This window comes from Anaerolineae bacterium (assembly GCA_035529315.1).
Taxonomy (GTDB): domain Bacteria; phylum Desulfobacterota; class Desulfobacteria; order Desulfobacterales; family ETH-SRB1; genus Desulfaltia.
Window position 1 is genome coordinate 16,479 of sequence record DATKWZ010000049.1, and the last position, 18,234, is coordinate 34,712.

Annotated in this window: 17 protein-coding genes; 16 read left to right on the forward strand and 1 reads right to left on the reverse strand. The window is 44.6% G+C overall.

The window, feature by feature from the left end; translation table 11 throughout:
• The first annotated feature begins 39 nt into the window (after positions 1-39).
• Genes VMW78_09125 through selD form a run of 3 tightly spaced genes read left to right on the forward strand, consistent with a single transcriptional unit; the run spans position 40 to position 2,491 of the window.
• On the forward strand, positions 40-591 hold the full coding sequence (locus VMW78_09125) for a DUF3343 domain-containing protein (GenBank protein HUV51164.1): 552 nt from the start codon (positions 40-42) through the stop codon (positions 589-591).
• Positions 579-1,445 (forward strand): NAD(P)H-hydrate dehydratase, encoded by an 867-nt coding sequence (locus VMW78_09130; GenBank protein HUV51165.1) that lies wholly within the window; start codon positions 579-581, stop codon positions 1,443-1,445. The genes VMW78_09125 and VMW78_09130 overlap by 13 nt, the downstream gene beginning before the upstream one ends.
• On the forward strand, positions 1,442-2,491 hold the full coding sequence (selD, locus tag VMW78_09135; GenBank protein ID HUV51166.1) for a selenide, water dikinase SelD: 1,050 nt from the start codon (positions 1,442-1,444) through the stop codon (positions 2,489-2,491). Before VMW78_09130 ends, selD begins: the two co-directional genes overlap by 4 nt.
• A gap of 43 nt (positions 2,492-2,534) precedes the next feature.
• Here selD and VMW78_09140 read toward each other — a convergent pair whose 3' ends face one another.
• Positions 2,535-4,229: a YgiQ family radical SAM protein gene (locus VMW78_09140; protein HUV51167.1), complete on the reverse strand. Its 1,695-nt coding sequence runs from the start codon at positions 4,227-4,229 to the stop codon at positions 2,535-2,537.
• 683 nt (positions 4,230-4,912) lie between these two features.
• Between VMW78_09140 and VMW78_09145 the strand changes: the two genes are divergently transcribed.
• The 13 genes from VMW78_09145 (at position 4,913) to hemA (ending at position 18,223) form a co-directional block, all read left to right on the forward strand.
• A complete protein-coding gene (locus VMW78_09145) occupies positions 4,913-6,043 on the forward strand; it encodes a cysteine desulfurase family protein (protein HUV51168.1) in 1,131 nt (376 codons plus the stop codon).
• Complete coding sequence (locus tag VMW78_09150; GenBank protein ID HUV51169.1) at positions 6,004-6,954, forward strand: zinc ABC transporter substrate-binding protein; 951 nt, start codon at positions 6,004-6,006, stop codon at positions 6,952-6,954. The genes VMW78_09145 and VMW78_09150 overlap by 40 nt, the downstream gene beginning before the upstream one ends.
• Positions 6,951-7,691 (forward strand): ABC transporter ATP-binding protein, encoded by a 741-nt coding sequence (locus tag VMW78_09155; protein ID HUV51170.1) that lies wholly within the window; start codon positions 6,951-6,953, stop codon positions 7,689-7,691. The genes VMW78_09150 and VMW78_09155 overlap by 4 nt, the downstream gene beginning before the upstream one ends.
• A 226-nt stretch (positions 7,692-7,917) precedes the next feature.
• Positions 7,918-8,757, forward strand: coding sequence for a metal ABC transporter permease (locus tag VMW78_09160; GenBank protein HUV51171.1), 840 nt, complete (start codon positions 7,918-7,920; stop codon positions 8,755-8,757).
• Between the two features lie 53 nt (positions 8,758-8,810).
• The gene (locus VMW78_09165) at positions 8,811-9,164 is read left to right on the forward strand and encodes a four helix bundle protein (protein HUV51172.1); all 354 of its coding nucleotides are present in this window, start codon (positions 8,811-8,813) and stop codon (positions 9,162-9,164) included.
• Positions 9,165-9,222: 58 nt separating this feature from the next.
• Positions 9,223-9,537 carry a zinc ribbon domain-containing protein gene (locus VMW78_09170; GenBank protein ID HUV51173.1) on the forward strand — a complete coding sequence of 105 codons (315 nt, stop codon included), beginning with the start codon at positions 9,223-9,225 and terminating at the stop codon, positions 9,535-9,537.
• 150 nt (positions 9,538-9,687) lie between these two features.
• The gene (gene clpB, locus VMW78_09175) at positions 9,688-12,294 is read left to right on the forward strand and encodes an ATP-dependent chaperone ClpB (protein ID HUV51174.1); all 2,607 of its coding nucleotides are present in this window, start codon (positions 9,688-9,690) and stop codon (positions 12,292-12,294) included.
• 47 nt (positions 12,295-12,341) lie between these two features.
• Positions 12,342-13,328 (forward strand): DHH family phosphoesterase, encoded by a 987-nt coding sequence (locus tag VMW78_09180; GenBank protein ID HUV51175.1) that lies wholly within the window; start codon positions 12,342-12,344, stop codon positions 13,326-13,328.
• Between the two features lie 97 nt (positions 13,329-13,425).
• Positions 13,426-14,187, forward strand: coding sequence for a ribonuclease Z (locus VMW78_09185; protein ID HUV51176.1), 762 nt, complete (start codon positions 13,426-13,428; stop codon positions 14,185-14,187).
• 54 nt (positions 14,188-14,241) lie between these two features.
• Entirely contained in the window at positions 14,242-15,078 is an 837-nt protein-coding gene (locus tag VMW78_09190; protein ID HUV51177.1) for a peptidylprolyl isomerase, read from the forward strand.
• A 73-nt stretch (positions 15,079-15,151) separates the two neighbouring features.
• Complete coding sequence (locus VMW78_09195) at positions 15,152-15,802, forward strand: bifunctional precorrin-2 dehydrogenase/sirohydrochlorin ferrochelatase (protein HUV51178.1); 651 nt, start codon at positions 15,152-15,154, stop codon at positions 15,800-15,802.
• A gap of 36 nt (positions 15,803-15,838) precedes the next feature.
• Positions 15,839-16,660 carry a c-type cytochrome biogenesis protein CcsB gene (gene ccsB, locus VMW78_09200; protein HUV51179.1) on the forward strand — a complete coding sequence of 274 codons (822 nt, stop codon included), beginning with the start codon at positions 15,839-15,841 and terminating at the stop codon, positions 16,658-16,660.
• Between the two features lie 294 nt (positions 16,661-16,954).
• A complete protein-coding gene (gene hemA, locus VMW78_09205) occupies positions 16,955-18,223 on the forward strand; it encodes a glutamyl-tRNA reductase (GenBank protein ID HUV51180.1) in 1,269 nt (422 codons plus the stop codon).
• Positions 18,224-18,234 lie beyond the last annotated feature (11 nt).

Below are 18,234 nucleotides of genomic sequence, written 5' to 3' on the forward strand. Positions count from 1 at the left end.
ACGATCAACAATCATCAATTCAAAGTGGGGGAATGAGAATTGTCATTTTTTGAATTTTTAAAAAAGAAAAAAGAAAAAAAAACACTAAAGTCTGATCAGGACAGGGGTATATTGGTATTTGAACATACCAGCGAGGTGATCCGTGCTGAAAGCGTTCTTAAGGCATCAGGGTGGAAAATCAGGGTTATGGGGCCGCCGCCTGAAATTCAAAACGGATGCGATCTGGTTATAGAGTTTCCGCTTATAGAAGAACTTAATATTATAAGAACTCTTGAGGAGGCAGGGGTTGTTCCAAGGGAAATAGTCCCTGTCAGCGGTCCTCTGTTGCGGCCTGTTGATCTCTTCCAGATTAAGGATTTTGGTCAATACTTGATGGTTCGAGCGGCTAATATGAAATTAACTGTTGAGAAAAAGACCCTGAAGATAGTAAACATATCAGGCGGCGGCTGCCCGGATGTTCCGTATCTGGCACAGGAAATGGTTGGAAAATCGTTGTCCGAAGCGCCAAGCCCCAGGGAAATAGGTCATACTCTCTGCGGATATGCACTGCAACTGGCTTATGAGGAGATGAAACGTCAATGCTCGCCATAGTGGGAACCGTTCCTGATCAAAAGTTTCCCCTGATAACAGGGGAAGTCAGCATGAAAGACGATGAAATCTGCATCCAGGGAAGGCGGGTCCATGTTAACCGCGGGACTCCGGCCCTGCTGGCCGCGGCTGTCAAAGCCGGGCAGGTTATGGGCAAATCAGAACTTTTCGGCTATCTGGTCGGCGACATCGGCCTCGGAGGCGGCAGCCGGAAACTTTATGAATATCTGACTAATAATCTTGACCAATCCGGGTTTTCCGGCATTACATTTCATTATCTTCAGCCGGATGTAGACTGGCATAACCGTGTTTTATTTGCTATAGAAGAGATGGCAAAGCAGCCTGTCCTGATTGCGGATGCCGGATTTATGTATGCAGCCAAGATGAGCGGTCAGGCCGCTGCATATGATCTGTTTACACCGGATATAGGCGAACTGGCCTTTCTGGCCGATGAAACTGCGCCGCACCCGTTTTACACACGGGGTTTTATTTTTCAGGATGAAAAGCGTGTGCCGGATCTGATTAAACGTGCATATGCACATGAAAATGCTTCGCGCTTTGTTCTTGTTAAGGGTGAAAAGGATTACCTGGCCGACCAGGATGGGATTAAGGCAATAATCGACAGCCCTGCCTGTGAAGCCATGGAGGCTATGGGCGGCACAGGGGATACAATTACCGGCATTGTCGCAGCCTTGATTGAATCCGGAATGGAAATAAGCAAAGCCGCAATTATTGCCGCAAAGGTGAATCGATTAGCCGGCTATTATGCCCGGCCAACGCCGGCGACCCAGGTAATGGAGATTATACGCCACATACCCGCAGCACTGGAGGAGATTCTGAGGAGGGAAACACCATGACAGAAAAAAAAGCGCTTCGTCTTACTGAGACGGTTACAGGCTCTGGCTGAGCTTCTAAATTACCTCCAGGGGACCTGGAGAGGGCATTATGCGGGTTGGAGTTTCCGACTGATTCAAATCTTATTGTTGGTTTGGACCGCGCGGACGACGCAGGAGTTTATAAGATCACGGATGATATCGCCATGATTCAGACCGTTGATTTTTTCACGCCGATTGTTGATGATCCTTACTGGTTCGGACAGATTGCCGCTGCCAATGCCTTAAGCGATGTCTATGCCATGGGAGGTATTCCCAAAACAGCCATGAACATTGTAGCCTTTCCAGTCAAACAGATGGAGATGTCTGTACTCCGTCAGATTATCCAGGGGGGACTGGACAAGATGAAGGAGGCGGGTGTGGTTCTTGTGGGAGGACACAGCGTGGAGGACAAGGAGCTGAAATACGGCCTTTCGGTTACCGGTTTTGTCCACCCGGATCATATCCTTACAAAAAAGGCTCTTAATGCCGGAGATCGTTTAATACTTACCAAGCCGCTTGGCACCGGTATTATTAACACAGCCATTAAAGGGGGCATCGCTTCCACTCAACTCATAGAATTTGTTACACATCTTATGGCTACGCTTAACCGGGATGCGGCTCAGGTGATGAAGGGGTTTCCTGTTCACGCCTGCACCGATATTACCGGTTTTGGCCTGTTAGGTCATGTTGCTGAAATGGTTGTAGATTCCGGATTTGGAATCAGCCTCTGGTCCGAGAAGATACCGATAATCCCTGAAGCCCTTGATTACGCGGCAATGGGGTTTGTGCCTGCCGGAGCTTATAATAACAGGAAGTTTCGTGAGGGTATGGTCGATATTTCTCCTTCTGTAAAACAGGCTGTTCTGGATATTCTTTATGATCCCCAGACATCCGGGGGATTGCTGATTAGCGTGGAGAAAGAAAGCGCAGGCGATCTGGTAGATGAATTAAAGAAAAAAGGGATAGATGCTGCCGCAGTTATCGGAGAGGTGCTGACGGAACCAAAAGAAAGAATTGTTGTGAGTTAAATTCATAAAAAGTCCAACATACCCCTTTAAAAAAACCGTTTCGTTACCCGGAAAGTCCTTTGAGGAGCAGGTTTTTTTGTTTTTCTTTGTTCTGTTTGTCCTTCTCAACAAAAATCGATTTTCCGCTGTCATAGGCTTTTCCCGTATAGTACATAAGGGTTGCCGGTGTCGACGGAGAGGGCGTAAAAATCTGAATCTGCCTGGGTTTGAACTTGAGTACCCTGTGGTTGAAGCGGTTTAAACGCTCCATGTCCTGGTATGTACATCCCGGATAAGCAGCGATAAAATAACAGGTTAAGAACTGTTTTTTCCCCATCTGCCGGTTGATTTTCTGAAACCAGCGGAAGAATTCCACAAAGCTCTCGATGGGGGGTTTTCCCATGAGCGCAAGTATATGATCTTCGGAATGCTCGGGCGCGACCTTCAGTTGTCCGGAAATATGATGCTGTATAATCTCTTTAAGATATTGAAGGCCGTATGTTTGATCTTTCAGCACCAGATCATGGCGTATTCCGGAACCGATGAAAACCTTTTTAACCTTCGGCAGCAGCCTGATTTTTTTCAGCAGGGTAATCTGGGGGAGATGGCTGATTTCCAGCTTATTGCAGATGACAGGAGTCAGGCAGCGCTTGTTGCGGCATCTGCCCTTGGTTTTTTTTCGCTCGCATTCGATGCCGTACATATTGGCGGTGGGGCCTCCGACATCGTGAATGTATCCTTTAAATTCAGGATGGTTGATTAAAATCGACGCTTCCTTCAGAATGGACGCTTCGCTCCGATCCACAACCCTTTGCCCCTGATGTGCTGATATGGCGCAGAAGTTACAGTCGCCATAACATCCTCTGTGAGTAGTGATTGAAAAACGGATGGTTTCAAGTGCTCGCACAGGCCCCCATGCCGCATAATACGGGTGGACGTTCCGTTCATAGTCTAGATCATGAACATGGTCCAGTTCCTCGTTCGTGAGCGGAAACTGAGGAGGATTCTGGATCAGATACCGGCTGTCCTGTTTCTGGCAAAGACCTTTTCCGGTTATTGGGTCATTGTTTTTATAAAAAACCTTAAACATTTCAATGAACCTGGTGTTGTCCACCGCAACTTCCGCATGGGACGGGAGCTCTATGTAACCTTCTTCTTTTTCCGGGGCAATATAGCAGATTCCGCGGACATCTGTAACCGGTCGGTGGTGCCGGATGTTTTCTGCCAGTTCGAGAGTTGTTTTTTCCCCCATCCCATAAACCAGAACATCGGCCTTGGCGTCAAAAAGGATGGACCGCCGTATACTGTCGGACCAGTAATGATAATGGGAGATGCGTCTCAGGCTTGCTTCAATCCCGCCGATAACAATCGGTTTTGTCTTTTTGAAATAGCGGCGAACAAGATTGGCATACGCGATAACCGCCATGTCCGGACGTCTGATATTTAGACCGCCGCCGGTCAGATCATCTCGCTTTCGCCGTTTATTCGTCGGAGTATAATTGGATATCATGGAGTCCATGCATCCCGAAGTAATTCCCCAGAAAAGATTCGGTTCCCCCAGCCGCTCGATATCTTTTCCACTGAAGATATCGGGCTGCGCTATTATGCCTACCGTGTAACCGGCATCTAACAGTACCTTTCCAATGATCGCGACGCCGATAAACGGAGAATCCACATAAGTGTCTCCTGTTACCAGTATGACGTCCGGAGACTTCCAGCCAAGAGCATTCAGCTCATTTTTAGTTGTGGGAAGAAACATTAAGAGAAATCCAGGTCAATTCGTGTTTGTTGTATGAAAGATGGAGAAATGCGACATTTTCCCGAATTCAGCCAAATAGAGACCTACTCCATATATCTCTGTGTGTACACGCTGTTCAGATACCTCATGCATCTTGAAATATTTCTATGCGGCTACATTTGCATTATACATTTCAGATATTTGAAGCTCCCCGCCGCAAGCAGAGAGGAGTGCGCTCGCTTTTGCGGTTCAATTAGCAGAATATTCTATTCTAAATGGACGTGACATATTGACCCATATAATATTTTATCTTATATGGGTCAATAGTAGACTTGACTCCATTTGTTCCCGGGTTTGACCAGTTAGAGCCGGGCGAAATGTTTTTGCCAGGCCGTAGTTGATCAAAGAGGCGAGAAGGGAAAAATATGAATGGAAAAAATGTTGTGAGTTAAAAAAATTCGTAGTATTAAAGCTTTGTAATTGTTTACGGTTTACAGTTATCGGTTCACGGTTAAAATAGGTATGCATTCCCATGCAGGAGCGTGAAGAAAAGTGTTAGGTGTTAAGTGTTAGGTGTTAGGTGTTAAGAAAATTATTAATCCCTAAGCCTCGAATCCCTAAGCCTTTGAGTTTCTATCCGTGAAATTTGGAACCTGATAAATTAGACTTTTTACGAAAGCCATCAATTTTCAGGGAGCAAACAGATGATCTATCTTGATTATAATGCTACAACTCCGATAGCTCCGGAGGTTGCTGAAGCTATGATGCCTTTTATCAAGGAAGAATTCGGGAATCCCAGCAGCTCATATTCTCCGGGGATAAGGGCAAAGCAGGCGCTGGAAAAGGCGCGTGGCCAGGTGGCAAGACTTCTCGGGTGTGAATCCGGAGAAATCGTCTTTACCAGCGGAGGGAGCGAATCAAACAATATGGTATTAAAGGGTGTGGCATTGAGCCTGCGTGATAAAGGACGTCATATCATTACAACCGAGATCGAGCACCCTGCCATATTCAATCCTGCTATCTTTCTAATGGAAAACGGCTGGGATGTTACCTTTCTTCATGTGGACAGCTATGGCTCTGTTGATCCGGACGATATAAAAAATGCTATCAAAAAAGATACTGTATTAATTTCCGTTATGCATGCGAACAATGAAACAGGCACCTTGCAGCCTGTTCAGAAAATCGGCCGGATTTCAAGGGAACACGGCATTTTATTTCATACAGACGCCGCCCAGTCTGTCGGCAAGGTGAAAACCGATGTAAGCGATCTGTGCGTGGATTTTTTATCAGTGGCCGGTCATAAATTATATGCTCCTAAGGGGGTGGGTGCGCTCTATATCCGAGACGGCATAGAGATGGTTCCCTTGATTCATGGTGGTGGTCAGGAGTCGGGCCGCAGAGCAGGCACCGAAAATGTAATTCTTAATGTAGGTTTGGGGGCTGCCTGCAAGTCGGCGGCAAAGAATATGAAGGATGACACACCGCGCATCGTCGGCCTTAGAGACAGGCTGCTTGATAAGATAGTGTCAGCCATACCTGAGGCGGCATTAAACGGCCACCTTGACAATCGACTTCCCAATACATTAAATCTTTCCTTTCCAGGGCAGACAGGGGAAAAAATTCTGAAAAGAATCCCAAATCTTTGCGCATCCACCGGCGCTGCCTGCAAGGACCGTTCAACGACTATTTCTCATGTTCTGGCGGCAATGGGGGTCTCCCGTGAATCGGCAACAGGGGCGGTTCGCCTTACCCTTGGCCGCCCGACTACTCAGGATGAAGTTGATCAGGCTGCCGAATGGATAATAAAAGCGGTGAAAGAAGGGATCAGGGATTAAGGATTATGAAAAATATATCCGCCTGTATATTCTGTGCTGTATTTTTGCTTTTTTGCCTTAGCAGCGGCAATGTTTGTGCAAAATCGAAAAAAAGCGATACGGAAAAGATTAAGGTTTTTGTCAGTATCCTGCCGCAGGCATACTTTGTGGAGCGCGTCGGGGGCGACAGGGTGGATGTTTCCGTTATGGTTGGGCCTGGCCAGAGTCCCGCCACTTATGAGCCTATGCCCAGACAGATGGTTGAACTCGGCAAGGCAAAGCTTTTCTTTAGCATCGGAGCGCCTTTTGAGGATGTGTGGATGGATCGGATAAGCAGTGCGCATCCGAAGCTGAAGGTGATAGATACCAGACGCGGTGTACGGCTTTTTCCCATAAAGACCCATCACCATCATGAAGACACGCAACATGCTGAAGAATATAGAGGCCGAAAGGATCCTCACATCTGGTTAAGTTTGAAGCTGGTTAAGATTCAGGCCAAAAATATATGCGATGCCCTGATCTCTGTGGATGATGTTTGCACGGAGTATTATCGGAAAAACTTAAAAGCCTTTCACGATGACCTTGATAAACTGGATATGGAAATAGAGCAAAGCCTGAAAGGTCCCGGCGTCCGGAAATTTATGGTTTTTCACCCTGCCTGGGGATACTTTGCCCGTGATTACGGGCTGGAACAGATACCGGTTGAAATCGGAGGGAAAGATCCAGGGGCAAAAGAGCTTGCCGATCTCATTGAAGAGGCAAAAAATAATGGAATAAAGATAATCTTTGTGCAAAAACAGTTCAGCGAAAAAAGCGCTGAAGCCATAGCTGCCGCTATTAAGGGAAGGATAATTCAGATTGATCCATTGGCAAAAGATTATCTTAATAATATGAAGATGATTGTCGAGACATTTTGCAGGGCAATACAATGACCATGAATAAAACGGTTGTGGAAATCAGAAATGTAGATTTTGCCTATGATGATATTCTTGTGCTAAAGGATATCACGCTGACTGTTGAAGAGGGTAATTTTTTAGGGATAGTAGGTCCTAACGGGAGCGGCAAAACCACGCTTTTGAAATTAATTCTCGGCCTGATTCATCCTTTAAGGGGCAGTGTTCGGGTATTTGGCCAGGCGCCTGAACGGGCAAGGCCTTCCATCGGCTATGTGCCGCAGTATGCGGAAATTGACTCCGGCTTTCCAATCAGTGTAATGGATGTGGTTCTGATAGGCCGGCTGGGAAAGGCTCCGTTGATTGGAAGGTACCGGAAAATTGACAGGGAGATGGCTGAAGAGGCTTTGAAAGAGGTGGAAATTTATGAATTCCGCGATCACCGCTTCGGAACCCTGTCCGGAGGGCAGAGACAGCGGGTCCTTATGGCAAGGGCATTGGTGGGAAGACCTGAAATGCTCCTTCTTGATGAGCCGACAGCAAGCATAGACGGAAGGGTGGAACAGGATATTTATGAACTGTTGAAAAGGCTTAATAAAAAAGCAACCATAATTCTTGTTTCTCACGACCTTGGTTTTATTTCCACATATGTGAATCAGGTGGCATGTGTTAACCGGAGCCTTGTCTGCAACCCAATAGAGCATGTTACGTCGAATGTGATCGAGGCGTGCTATGGAGGGCCGGTTCATATGATAAAGCATAAATGCGAATTATAATATTAAGGGATTAGAGGATTAAAGATTTTCGCAGCCGTTTACTGCTGCTTGAAACTTGAAATTGGAAAGTAGAAATTAGGGAGAATGGTTGCGAAAATTCTAATATGAAGGCCAAATTTCCAATTTCTATTTTCTAATTTCAACGTTATATGAACGCTTACTATTGGATTTAGGATTAAAAGTCAGAAGTTTTCTTAACACTTAACACTTAACACCCAATATAATTATGTTTGAATTTATTCATGTGCTTCAAAGCCAGACTTTTATGCAAAACGCCTTTATTGTCGGCCTGCTGGCCAGTGTGGCATGCGGGGTTATGGGAACATATGTTGTGACCAGACGGATAGTTTTCATCAGCGGAGGAATATCTCACGCGGTTCTTGGCGGTATGGGAGCGGCGTATTACTATGGTTTTAATCCCATACATGGAGCCTTTGTGCTGGCAATTATTTCCGCACTTTTAATCGGATTTGTAAGTCTTCGTTATCACCAGCACGAGGACACACTGATAGGGGCTTTGTGGGCTGTTGGCATGGCTGTCGGGATATTATTTATCTATAAAACACCGGGCTATAATGTAGATCTTATGAGTTATCTGTTCGGCAACATTCTGATGGTGAAAAGAGAAAGCATATTGTTTGTGGCCTGTCTTGATCTGGTTGTTATTTCGCTGGTGATAGTTTTTTACAAACGTTTTTTAGCCGTATGCTTTGATGAGGAGTATAGCCGGCTGCAGGGTGTCAGCGTGGAAAGCACATATTTGCTTTTGCTTTGCCTCGTTGCCGTGACAGTTGTAATGCTTATCCAGGTGGTGGGGATTATACTTGTGATAGCGCTTCTGACACTTCCTGCCGCAACAGCGCGTTATTTTGCGTCAAGCCTCGGGAAAATGATGATTCTTGCCTCGCTGTTTGGAGCGGTATTTACAACATCCGGACTTGTTATTTCATATAAGCAGGACCTTCCTTCAGGGGCTACAATTATAGTTGTTGCCGGGCTGGCCTATATTATGGCAACAGCTCTAAAAGGGCTGGCCTCAAGATTTCGCAGTTATAATAAAGGATAACGATAGCCTTCACGGCTTGAAATTGGAAACTGGAAAGTAGAAATTAGGAAAAGATGAAACGAGTTTACGAGTTGGATGTCTACAAACTTGCGGAAGAGTTGTCAGATATGGTCTGGAATGACTTTGATAAGTGGAACAAAAAAGTTCAGAACACTGTGGGCTATCAGATTATACGATCATCCGACAGCATAGCCGCAAATATAGCGGAAGGCTATGGTCGATATACTCCCGCTGACAGGAAAAAGTTTTATCTATATTCAAGAGGTTCACTTAAAGAAACCAAATCATGGTTGCGAAAACTCATCAGAAGAAAAGTTTTATCTGAGTCAACCGCAACAGAATACAAGGCAATAGTTGAAAAACTTGGCCCAAAATTGAATGCGTTTATCAATAGTACAAAAGTATGAAGGCCAAATTTCCAATTTCTATTTTCCAGTTTCAACATTCTGTGAATGGTTCTAATAAATGTTTCTGATTGCAGGGGTTTCCCCAAAAACAAAGATACTTGATGAAAACCCGAGGCTATGTCCTGTATGCGGGCTGGCTCGTGCCTATTTTAAAAGGGTTGACCATTACTTTAACATATTTTTCATTCCGATTTTAAGGGTGAAAAAAGGCGAGCCTTTTATCATGTGTGATAATTGTGAAAGAAATATACATGATTTCGGCATGGATGATAATCTATGGCAGGGCAAAAAGGACTTAAGGTGCAGTAATTGCGGCAGAGCTCTGCATAAGGATTTCAAGTTCTGTCCCTTTTGCGGCAAACAGATGCCCTGACCTCCGACTCCTGACTTCTGACCCCTAACCCCGGTTTGACATCAAACAGCCGGTGTTTATTTTTTAAGTTATGAAATTCAAAATTCACAATTTCAAATTCACAATTGTGACTGAACGGTCTTTTGGTTCAGGCACTAATCAGGAGGCATTATGCGTTTTGATAAATTAACAATAAAATCACAGGAACTTATTCAAAATGCCCATACCCTGGCCTCACAGCATAATAATCAGCAGATCGAGCCTGAACATTTAATGGGCGCAATGTTGGCAGAGGAGGAAGGGATCGCAAAGGCAATGCTCCGCAAGCTTGGAGTTTCTCCAGGCGGCGTTGCCCGGGATATGGCGTTTGCCGTTGATAAGCTTCCAAAGATAGGCGGAACCGGAATGGGTGACGTTCATGTTTCTCAGACAACCAGTGATGTGCTTGAGGCGGCTTTTGTTGAAGCAGATAAAATGAAGGATCAATATGTAAGCATTGAGCATATCTTCCTGGCGATTTCAGATAAAAAGGATTGTAAGGCAACAGAGATTTTAAGCACTTACGGGATAAAAAGGGAATCTCTCCTGAAGGTTCTTATGGATATCCGAGGATCGCAGAGGATAACCGACCCTAATCCTGAAGAAAAATATCAGGCCCTTGACAGGTTCAGCCGGGATCTTACCGATCTTGCCCGCCTTGGGAAGCTTGACCCGGTTATCGGCCGTGATGATGAAATCAGGCGTATCGCCCAGGTGCTTTCGAGACGCACCAAGAACAATCCTGTTCTCATAGGCGAGCCAGGGGTCGGAAAGACAGCGATTGTTGAAGGCCTTGCCCAGCGCATAATTGAAGGGGATGTATCCGAGAGCCTGAAAAATCGTCGGGTTGTGTCCCTGGATATGGGGGCGCTGATTGCAGGGGCCAAGTACAGGGGCGAATTTGAGGATCGCTTAAAGGCGGTTTTAAAAGAGGTGGAACGCGCGGAGGGGGAGGTAATACTTTTCATAGATGAGCTTCATACCCTCGTCGGCGCAGGCGCAAGCGAAGGATCCATGGATGCGTCAAACATGTTAAAGCCCGCTCTTGCCAGGGGAACATTGCGGTGCGTGGGCGCGACTACATTGAAAGAATATAGAAAATATATTGAAAAGGACGCTGCACTTGAAAGGCGGTTTCAACCTGTAATGGTGCGTGAGCCGAGCGTTGAGGATACGATTTCCATTCTTCGCGGTTTAAAGGAAAAATACGAAGTGCATCACGGGGTGCGGATTAAGGATTCAGCCATTGTAGCTGCCGCAGCTCTTTCAAACCGTTATATTTCAGATCGCTTTCTTCCGGACAAGGCGATTGATCTGGTGGATGAATGCGCCTCAAAGCTCAGGATGGAAATAGACAGCATGCCTGTGGAAATAGATGAGATTCAGCATAAAATAACCCAGGCTGAAATTGAACGCGAAGCCTTGAAAAAGGAATCTGATCCAGCTTCAAAGGAGAGGCTTGTAAAGCTTGAAAAGGAGCTGGAGACCATGCAGGGTGAGCTCTATAAAATGAAAGACCACTGGCGCGGTGAAAAAGAGGCCATTAAAACAATAAGAGAGATCAAGGAAAAGATTGAGCAGCTCGGAATTGAAGAGCAGCAGGCTGAGAGGGATGGAAACCTGGCAAAGGTTGCTGAAATCAGATACGGAAAGGCGGTTGATCTGAGAAAAGGCCTGGATGGGGCAAGGCTAAAACTGTCTAACCTTCAGAAAGATGGTAAAATGCTGAAAGAGGAGGTTGATGATGAGGATATTGCCGGTGTGATATTCAGGTGGACCGGGATTCCCGTGAGCAAAATGCTTGAGGGCGAAAGGGAAAAACTTGTGCATATGGAGGATCGCCTGAGGCTCAGGGTTATCGGACAGGAGGAGGCGGTCGAGGCCGTGTCAAATGCTGTTCGACGCGCTCGCTCGGGCATTCAGGATCAAAACCGTCCTATAGGATCCTTTATTTTTATGGGGCCGACAGGCGTAGGGAAAACCGAGCTTGCCAAGGCGCTGGCGGAATTTATTTTTGACAGTGAACAGGCAATGGTAAGGATCGACATGTCTGAATATATGGAAAAACATTCTGTATCAAGGCTTATAGGGGCGCCGCCCGGTTATGTGGGATATGAAGAGGGGGGCTACTTAACGGAGGCTGTTCGCAGGAGGCCCTATTCGGTAGTGCTCTTTGACGAAATTGAAAAGGCACATCCAGAAGTTTTTAATGTCCTGCTCCAGATTTTAGATGACGGACGCATGACAGACGGCCACGGAAGAACGGTCGATTTTAAAAACAGTATAATCGTCATGACGTCAAACGTCGGCAGCCAGTGGATTCAGGAGCTTGGCGCTTCAAGACGGGAAGAGATGGAATCAAGGGTGACCGAAGCGCTTCACGCAAATTTTAAGCCTGAATTTTTAAACAGAATAGATGACATAATAATTTTCCATAACCTGGCGCCTGAGCAGATTCGTAATATCGTTGAAATTCAGATAAAAAGACTAAGCTCAAGACTTTCTGAAAAGAATATTAATCTTGCTGTTTCAGATAGTGCAATATCGTTTCTTGCGGATAAAGGTTATGATCCGATATACGGCGCTCGACCATTAAAGCGGGCAATACAAAAGTATATTGAAAATCCCCTGGCCATGGAGATTTTAAAAGGAAATATTTTAGAAGGAAGTAGTGTTAGTGCGGAAGCCGAAGGGGAAAAGGATCAAATTGTTTTCCGTCAGTTATCACCTGTTGAATAGTTATAAAACTTATTGAAATTTGTTATAATTCATCGTAAAATTTTTATATGAGTCTTTCTGTTCCAGAAAAGTTGCGCCGTTTCTATGATCAATTTTCCAGCGATGATCATGTTCTTGTAGTAATTAATGCTGATCCGGATTCGATCGCCAGCGCCATGGCCGTTAAAAGGCTGCTGTGGCACAAAGTGGCAAGTGTGGATATTTCAAATATCAATATAATCGAACGTCCGGACAACCTGGTCATGATCCGGCTTTTGGGGGTCGATCTAACGCATATATCAAAGATTGACAGCGCCGGGTTTAACCGTTTTGTCATGGTTGATTCCCAGCCGGAACACAATGATGCCTTTTCAGGAATAAATCCTGATGTAATAATTGACCATCATCCTGAAACAGGCGCACAGGCCTCTTTTATGGATATCTGTCCCCAATACGGCGCTGCTGCCAGTATTTTGACCGAATATTTGAGGGCAGCCAAAATAAAACCCTCCGCCAAACTTGCTACCGGACTGTTTTTTGCCATAAAGACAGATACAAACAACTTTATCAGGGAGACTTCATTTGAGGATGTCCGGGCATTTCAGTTTCTTTTTCGCTATGTCAATGTTCACCTTGTGCGAAAGATCGAGCAGACAGAGATGCGTTTCGATTTTCTTAAATATTTCAAAATTGCTCTTGAGAACATGCACAGGCATAAAGACAGGGTATATGTTCATCTTGGCCCGGTTGTAAGTCCGGATCTATGCGTGCTTATCGCGGATTTTTTTATGCGTGTAAATTCCGTCAAATGGAGCATTATTTCAGGTAGTTGCGGGGGAAAGCTGGTAATAGTTTTTAGAAATGATGGTATATGCAAGAATGCCGGAGATGTGGCAAAAAAGAGTTTTGGCGCCATTGGTTTGGCCGGGGGGCATAAAAGCATGGCCCGTGCCGAGATTCCGATCGCTGATTTAAATGGAATTGTAAGCATTGAGGATGATGAGAAATTATTAACATGGATCATCAGAAAAATCGAAAAAAAAGTTGTGGGTTAGTGACACTTAACACGGTTCGCAAAAAGTGATTTTTGGACTTTTTACGAATTCATTTATGAATTTATAAATAAGGTTTTTTAATAACTTGGATATATCTGTGACCATACTGGGCTCAGGCACATGCGTGCCTTCCCTTAAGAGAAGTTCATGCTCTGTTTTGATGGAAACAGGGGGGACAAAGTTGCTGTTTGATTGCGGGCCCGGCACAATGAGAAGGCTTCTTGAGGCCGGCACAAAAATTTTCGACATTTCCTTTATTTTTTTCAGCCACTTACATCCTGATCATACAGGAGAGCTGGTTTCCTTCCTGTTTGCCACAAAGTACCCGGAGATAGAGCGCCGTCAAAAACCGCTTACGATCGTGGCGGGGAGTGGGTTCTCTGAGTTTTACACCAGGCTTAAAAATGTCTATGGAGAATGGATAGAGCTTAAGCCGGGGCTGCTTAATATTGTTGAGATGGATAACAAGGCAAAGGATTCCATCGATTTCGGCGATTTTACCGTGAAGTCGATTCCGGTAGAGCATAGTGATGAAAGCATAGCCTATCGAATAACCGGTTCAGGTGGAAAATCGGTTGTCTATTCAGGTGATACTGATTTTTCCGATAACCTTGTTACTCTGGCAAAAAATGCGGATATTCTTATTTGCGAATCTGCTCTTCCTGACGAATTAAAGGTTGCAGGCCATCTGACCCCATCACTTGCAGGCCGAATTGCGAGACAGGCAAATGTCAAAAAACTGGTTTTGACCCACTTTTATCCTGAATGCGATCAGGTGGATATTGAAAAGCAGTGCCGCAAGACCTGGCCGGGCCCTTTGATTTTAGCTGAGGACATGATGAAGATAGAACTTGCTTAAGCAGTATCAAGTATTATTTGTGAAATATCAGGATTAGAAAAGTTGGGTGATATAATGAAAAAAGGGTTAATCACAGCAGGGCTGATTTTAATCGTTTTAGCGGCAACCGTGTGGAGCGGTGAGCTAAAAGAAAAGGAGAATTTTGTGTATATCATTCAAACAAATTTAGGTGATATTGAAGTGGAACTGTTTCAAAACGATGCGCCTGAAACTGTCGCTAATTTTATCGGCCTGGCTGAAGGCACAAAGGAATTTAAAGATGCCCGGACCGGCGAAAAAGTCAAAAAGCCTTTTTATGACGGCCTGATTTTTCACAGAGCAATCAAGGATTTCATGATTCAGGGCGGTTGCCCGATGGGCGACGGCAGAGGAGGGCCGGGCTACTCTTTTGCTGATGAGATCAACGCTGCAGCTCTGGGTCTCGACAAGTTAAACGCAGTGGATTCTAAAAAGGGCCCGCATCCTTTTCTTATGATTCGCAGCCAGGAGGAATATCAGAATATCATTCTTGCGCCGCTGTTTCAAAAGATGGGTATTACTTCCCAGAAAGAGCTTGATCAGAGACGGCATGAAGTTAAAGACAAGCTTAACTCCTTTACCGTCAAGGAGATTTATGAAAACATGGGCTATTCATATTCCGACAAAGGATCGCCTCATTCCCCGGTCCGCGGCTCGCTGGCCATGGCTAATTCAGGGCCTGACACCAACGGCTCGCAGTTTTTTATTAATCTCGTAGATACTGACTGGCTTACCGGCAAACACACTGTATTCGGCAGGGTGATAAAGGGCATGGATGTGGTCGATAAAATAGGAGCTGTTAATGTTGACGTCGGAAGCAAGCCGGTTGAAGATGTAAAGATCATTTCGATACGTAGTAATGTTTCGCGATAGTTGTGTGTGAAAAGGGTTGATGTATGACAAGAAAAATTGATAGGTTGATTTTTTATATAACAGATTGGTTTTTATGAGATATTATCCGGTAAGTCTTGATATTCTGAATAGAAAATGTCTGGTTGCAGGGGGCGGCCCTGTCGGCACTCGCAAGGTTTTAACACTTCTGGATTGTGGCGCAAAAGTAACTCTTGTCAGCCCTGATGCTACCGAAAAACTGCTGGAGCTTGTAGATAATGGTTTGATTAGATGGGAAAAGCGGTCTTATCTGGCCTCTGATCTTGACGGGACATTTCTTGTCATCGGCGCAACCAATGACGAAGAATTAAACCGTCAAATCAGCGCTGATGCGGAAAAACTTAATATGCTGTGCAATATTGCCGACCGCCCCGAGGTGTGCAACTTCATACTTCCGTCTATCGTGAACAGAGGGGATCTTGTGATTTCCATCTCTACTTCAGGGAAAAGTCCTGCTTTTGCAAAAAAACTTCGGAAAGAGCTTGAGAAACAGTTCGGCGTTGAGTATATCGAATTTCTCCGGTTAATGGGAGCGATACGGGAAAAACTGTTAAGCGAAAAACATGAGCCGGAAGCCCATAAACATATTTTTGAACGATTAATAAGCAGCGACCTTGTTGAAATGATAAGGACCAATAGAAAAGAAGATATAAATTCCCTGTTTTTTGATATCCTTGGTCAAGGATATGAGTTTGAAGACTTATAAACAGGCATTTTAGTCACTTGTAACTCTAAGGTTAATATGAATATTGTAATTTATATTACGGTGTTATTCTATTTGCTCAGTACCGCAGGATACCTGTTATATCTTTTTATTCAAAAAAATTATCTGCATCAAACAGGACGCTATCTGCTGATTACCGGTTTTTTGTGGCATTCAGCCGCAATAGTCTATTGGTTTATTCAAACAGGGACCATACCTGTTCATAATCTTCGCGAAACCGTTACTATAGCAGGGTGGGCTGTTGCCGGTGTTTTTATTGTATTCCAGTATAAATTCAATCTCAAGATACTTGGCATATATGCTGCGCCGCTTGCAGCCATTGTAATGCTTATTGCTTCCCAATTGCCGGCGGAATCTGCGGAAACCAAGAATGTTTTTAACAACTTTTGGCTGGTGCTTCATATCCTTACAATATTTATCGGCGAGGCATCCTTTGCTCTGGCATGCGGCCTTGGCATTTTATATCTCATGCAGGAGCGCGCCATCAAAACAAAGCGCCACGGCTTTTTTTTCAAGCGTCTTCCCTCGCTGGAACTGCTTGATTATACAGGATATGTCTGTATTGCTGTTGGATTTACCTTTCTTAGTATCGGTCTTGCCGCGGGTTTTGTTTATGCAAAATTGGTCTGGGGTAAATTGTGGAGCTGGGACCCGAAGGAGGTCTGGTCAGGTATAACATGGATATTATATGCGGTGCTGCTCCATGAGCGTTTGACCGTTGGATGGCGCGGCCGGCGTTCGGCAATAATGGCCATTATTGGATTTGCGGTCCTGTTATTTACTTTTTTGGGGGTAAATTTCTTTTTAAAAGGGCACCACGAGGTGTTTACAAGGATGTAAAGCCACATAAGCGCCGAGTTGGCTTTGCCCAGGATGGACTGAAAAAATGAACATCGAACATCGAACGTCCAACATCGAATGTTGAACGGGAAAAGATGAAGAAAGAGAAATAGCTGTTTAATGTTAGGTATTGGTTTTTTATTCGATTTTAAAATAATTTGAGAAGCGGAGCGACATCATTATTCGACGTTCGATGTTCAATGTTCGATGTTGGACGTTCATCTTTTAAAACAACTCCGTATGGCATAAACGTAACCTGTAAACCGTAAACTGTAAACCGCTACATAATCACCTATGCTTGATATTATATTACTTGGAATAAATCATAAAACAGCTCCGATTGAACTCAGGGAGCGTCTTGCTTTTTCTAAAGATGAGATTGCTGCTGCTCTGGAAATTTTTCAAAAGGATCCGGCAATTATTGAGTCTGTACTTTTTTCCACGTGTAATCGTGTTGAAATTCTATTAGCTACAGACAACCGTTCAGATGCTTTGAAAGCCGCTAAGATGTTTATTTCAGAATTTAAGAACATTCCGGTTGCCGGTTTTGAAGATGCTCTTTATATTCATCATGGCGATGAGGCTGTGCGCCATATTTTCAGGGTTGCATCAAGCCTGGATTCGATGATGGTCGGAGAGCCTCAGATTTTAGGGCAGATAAAGGAAGCATATCTGACAGCCACCTCGAAAAAATCATCAGGGGTCATTCTTAACAGGTTGTTACACAGAAGCTTTTTTGTGGCAAAACGTGTTCGAACTGAAACAGGAATAGGTAATCATGCGGTATCGATAAGCTATGCGGCAATCGAGCTTGGACGGAAAATATTCGGCAGTCTTGAAGGCAAAAAAGTACTCCTTATCGGAGCTGGTGAAATGGCGGAGCTCGCGATTGAGCATTTAATTAGAAACAGGGTAGGTGATATTGTTGTCGCAAACAGAACCTTTGAACGGGGCGTTGAACTGGCAAAAAATTTCAAGGGCAAGGCAATACGGTTTGAGGAGATTACAGATTGTTTAGAAACCGTGGACATTATAATAAGTTCAACAGGCTCGCCTGATTTCATTATCAAGCGCAACCAGGTCAAAGGGGTTATGCGCAGCAGGCGAAACCGTCCTATTTTCTTTATAGATATCGCAGTCCCGCGTGATATTGACCCTGAAATCAACGACCTTACCAATTCCTATGTTTATGACATTGATGATTTAAAAGGGGTTATTGATGAAAACATCGGGGATCGTAATAAAGAGGCTTGCAAGGGGGAAAGAATTGTTGATGAGGCTGTAATCCGGTTCCGGCAATGGTATGAAAGTCTGGATGCTGTGCCTACAATTGTTGCGTTAAGGGATAAAATGGATGCTATTGCAAAAACAGAGATAAAGAAAACGCTGCAAAATTTAAACCACCTGACAGATGCCGATTGTCAGGCTATCTGCAGGATGACGGATGCGCTGATAAACAAAATTTTGCATGATCCAACCCTTTTTTTAAAAATGAATGGTCGTCATGGGAACAAGTCGGCATACATTGATATAACTCGTAAACTTTTTAAACTTGATGAGTAACAGAGGGCAGG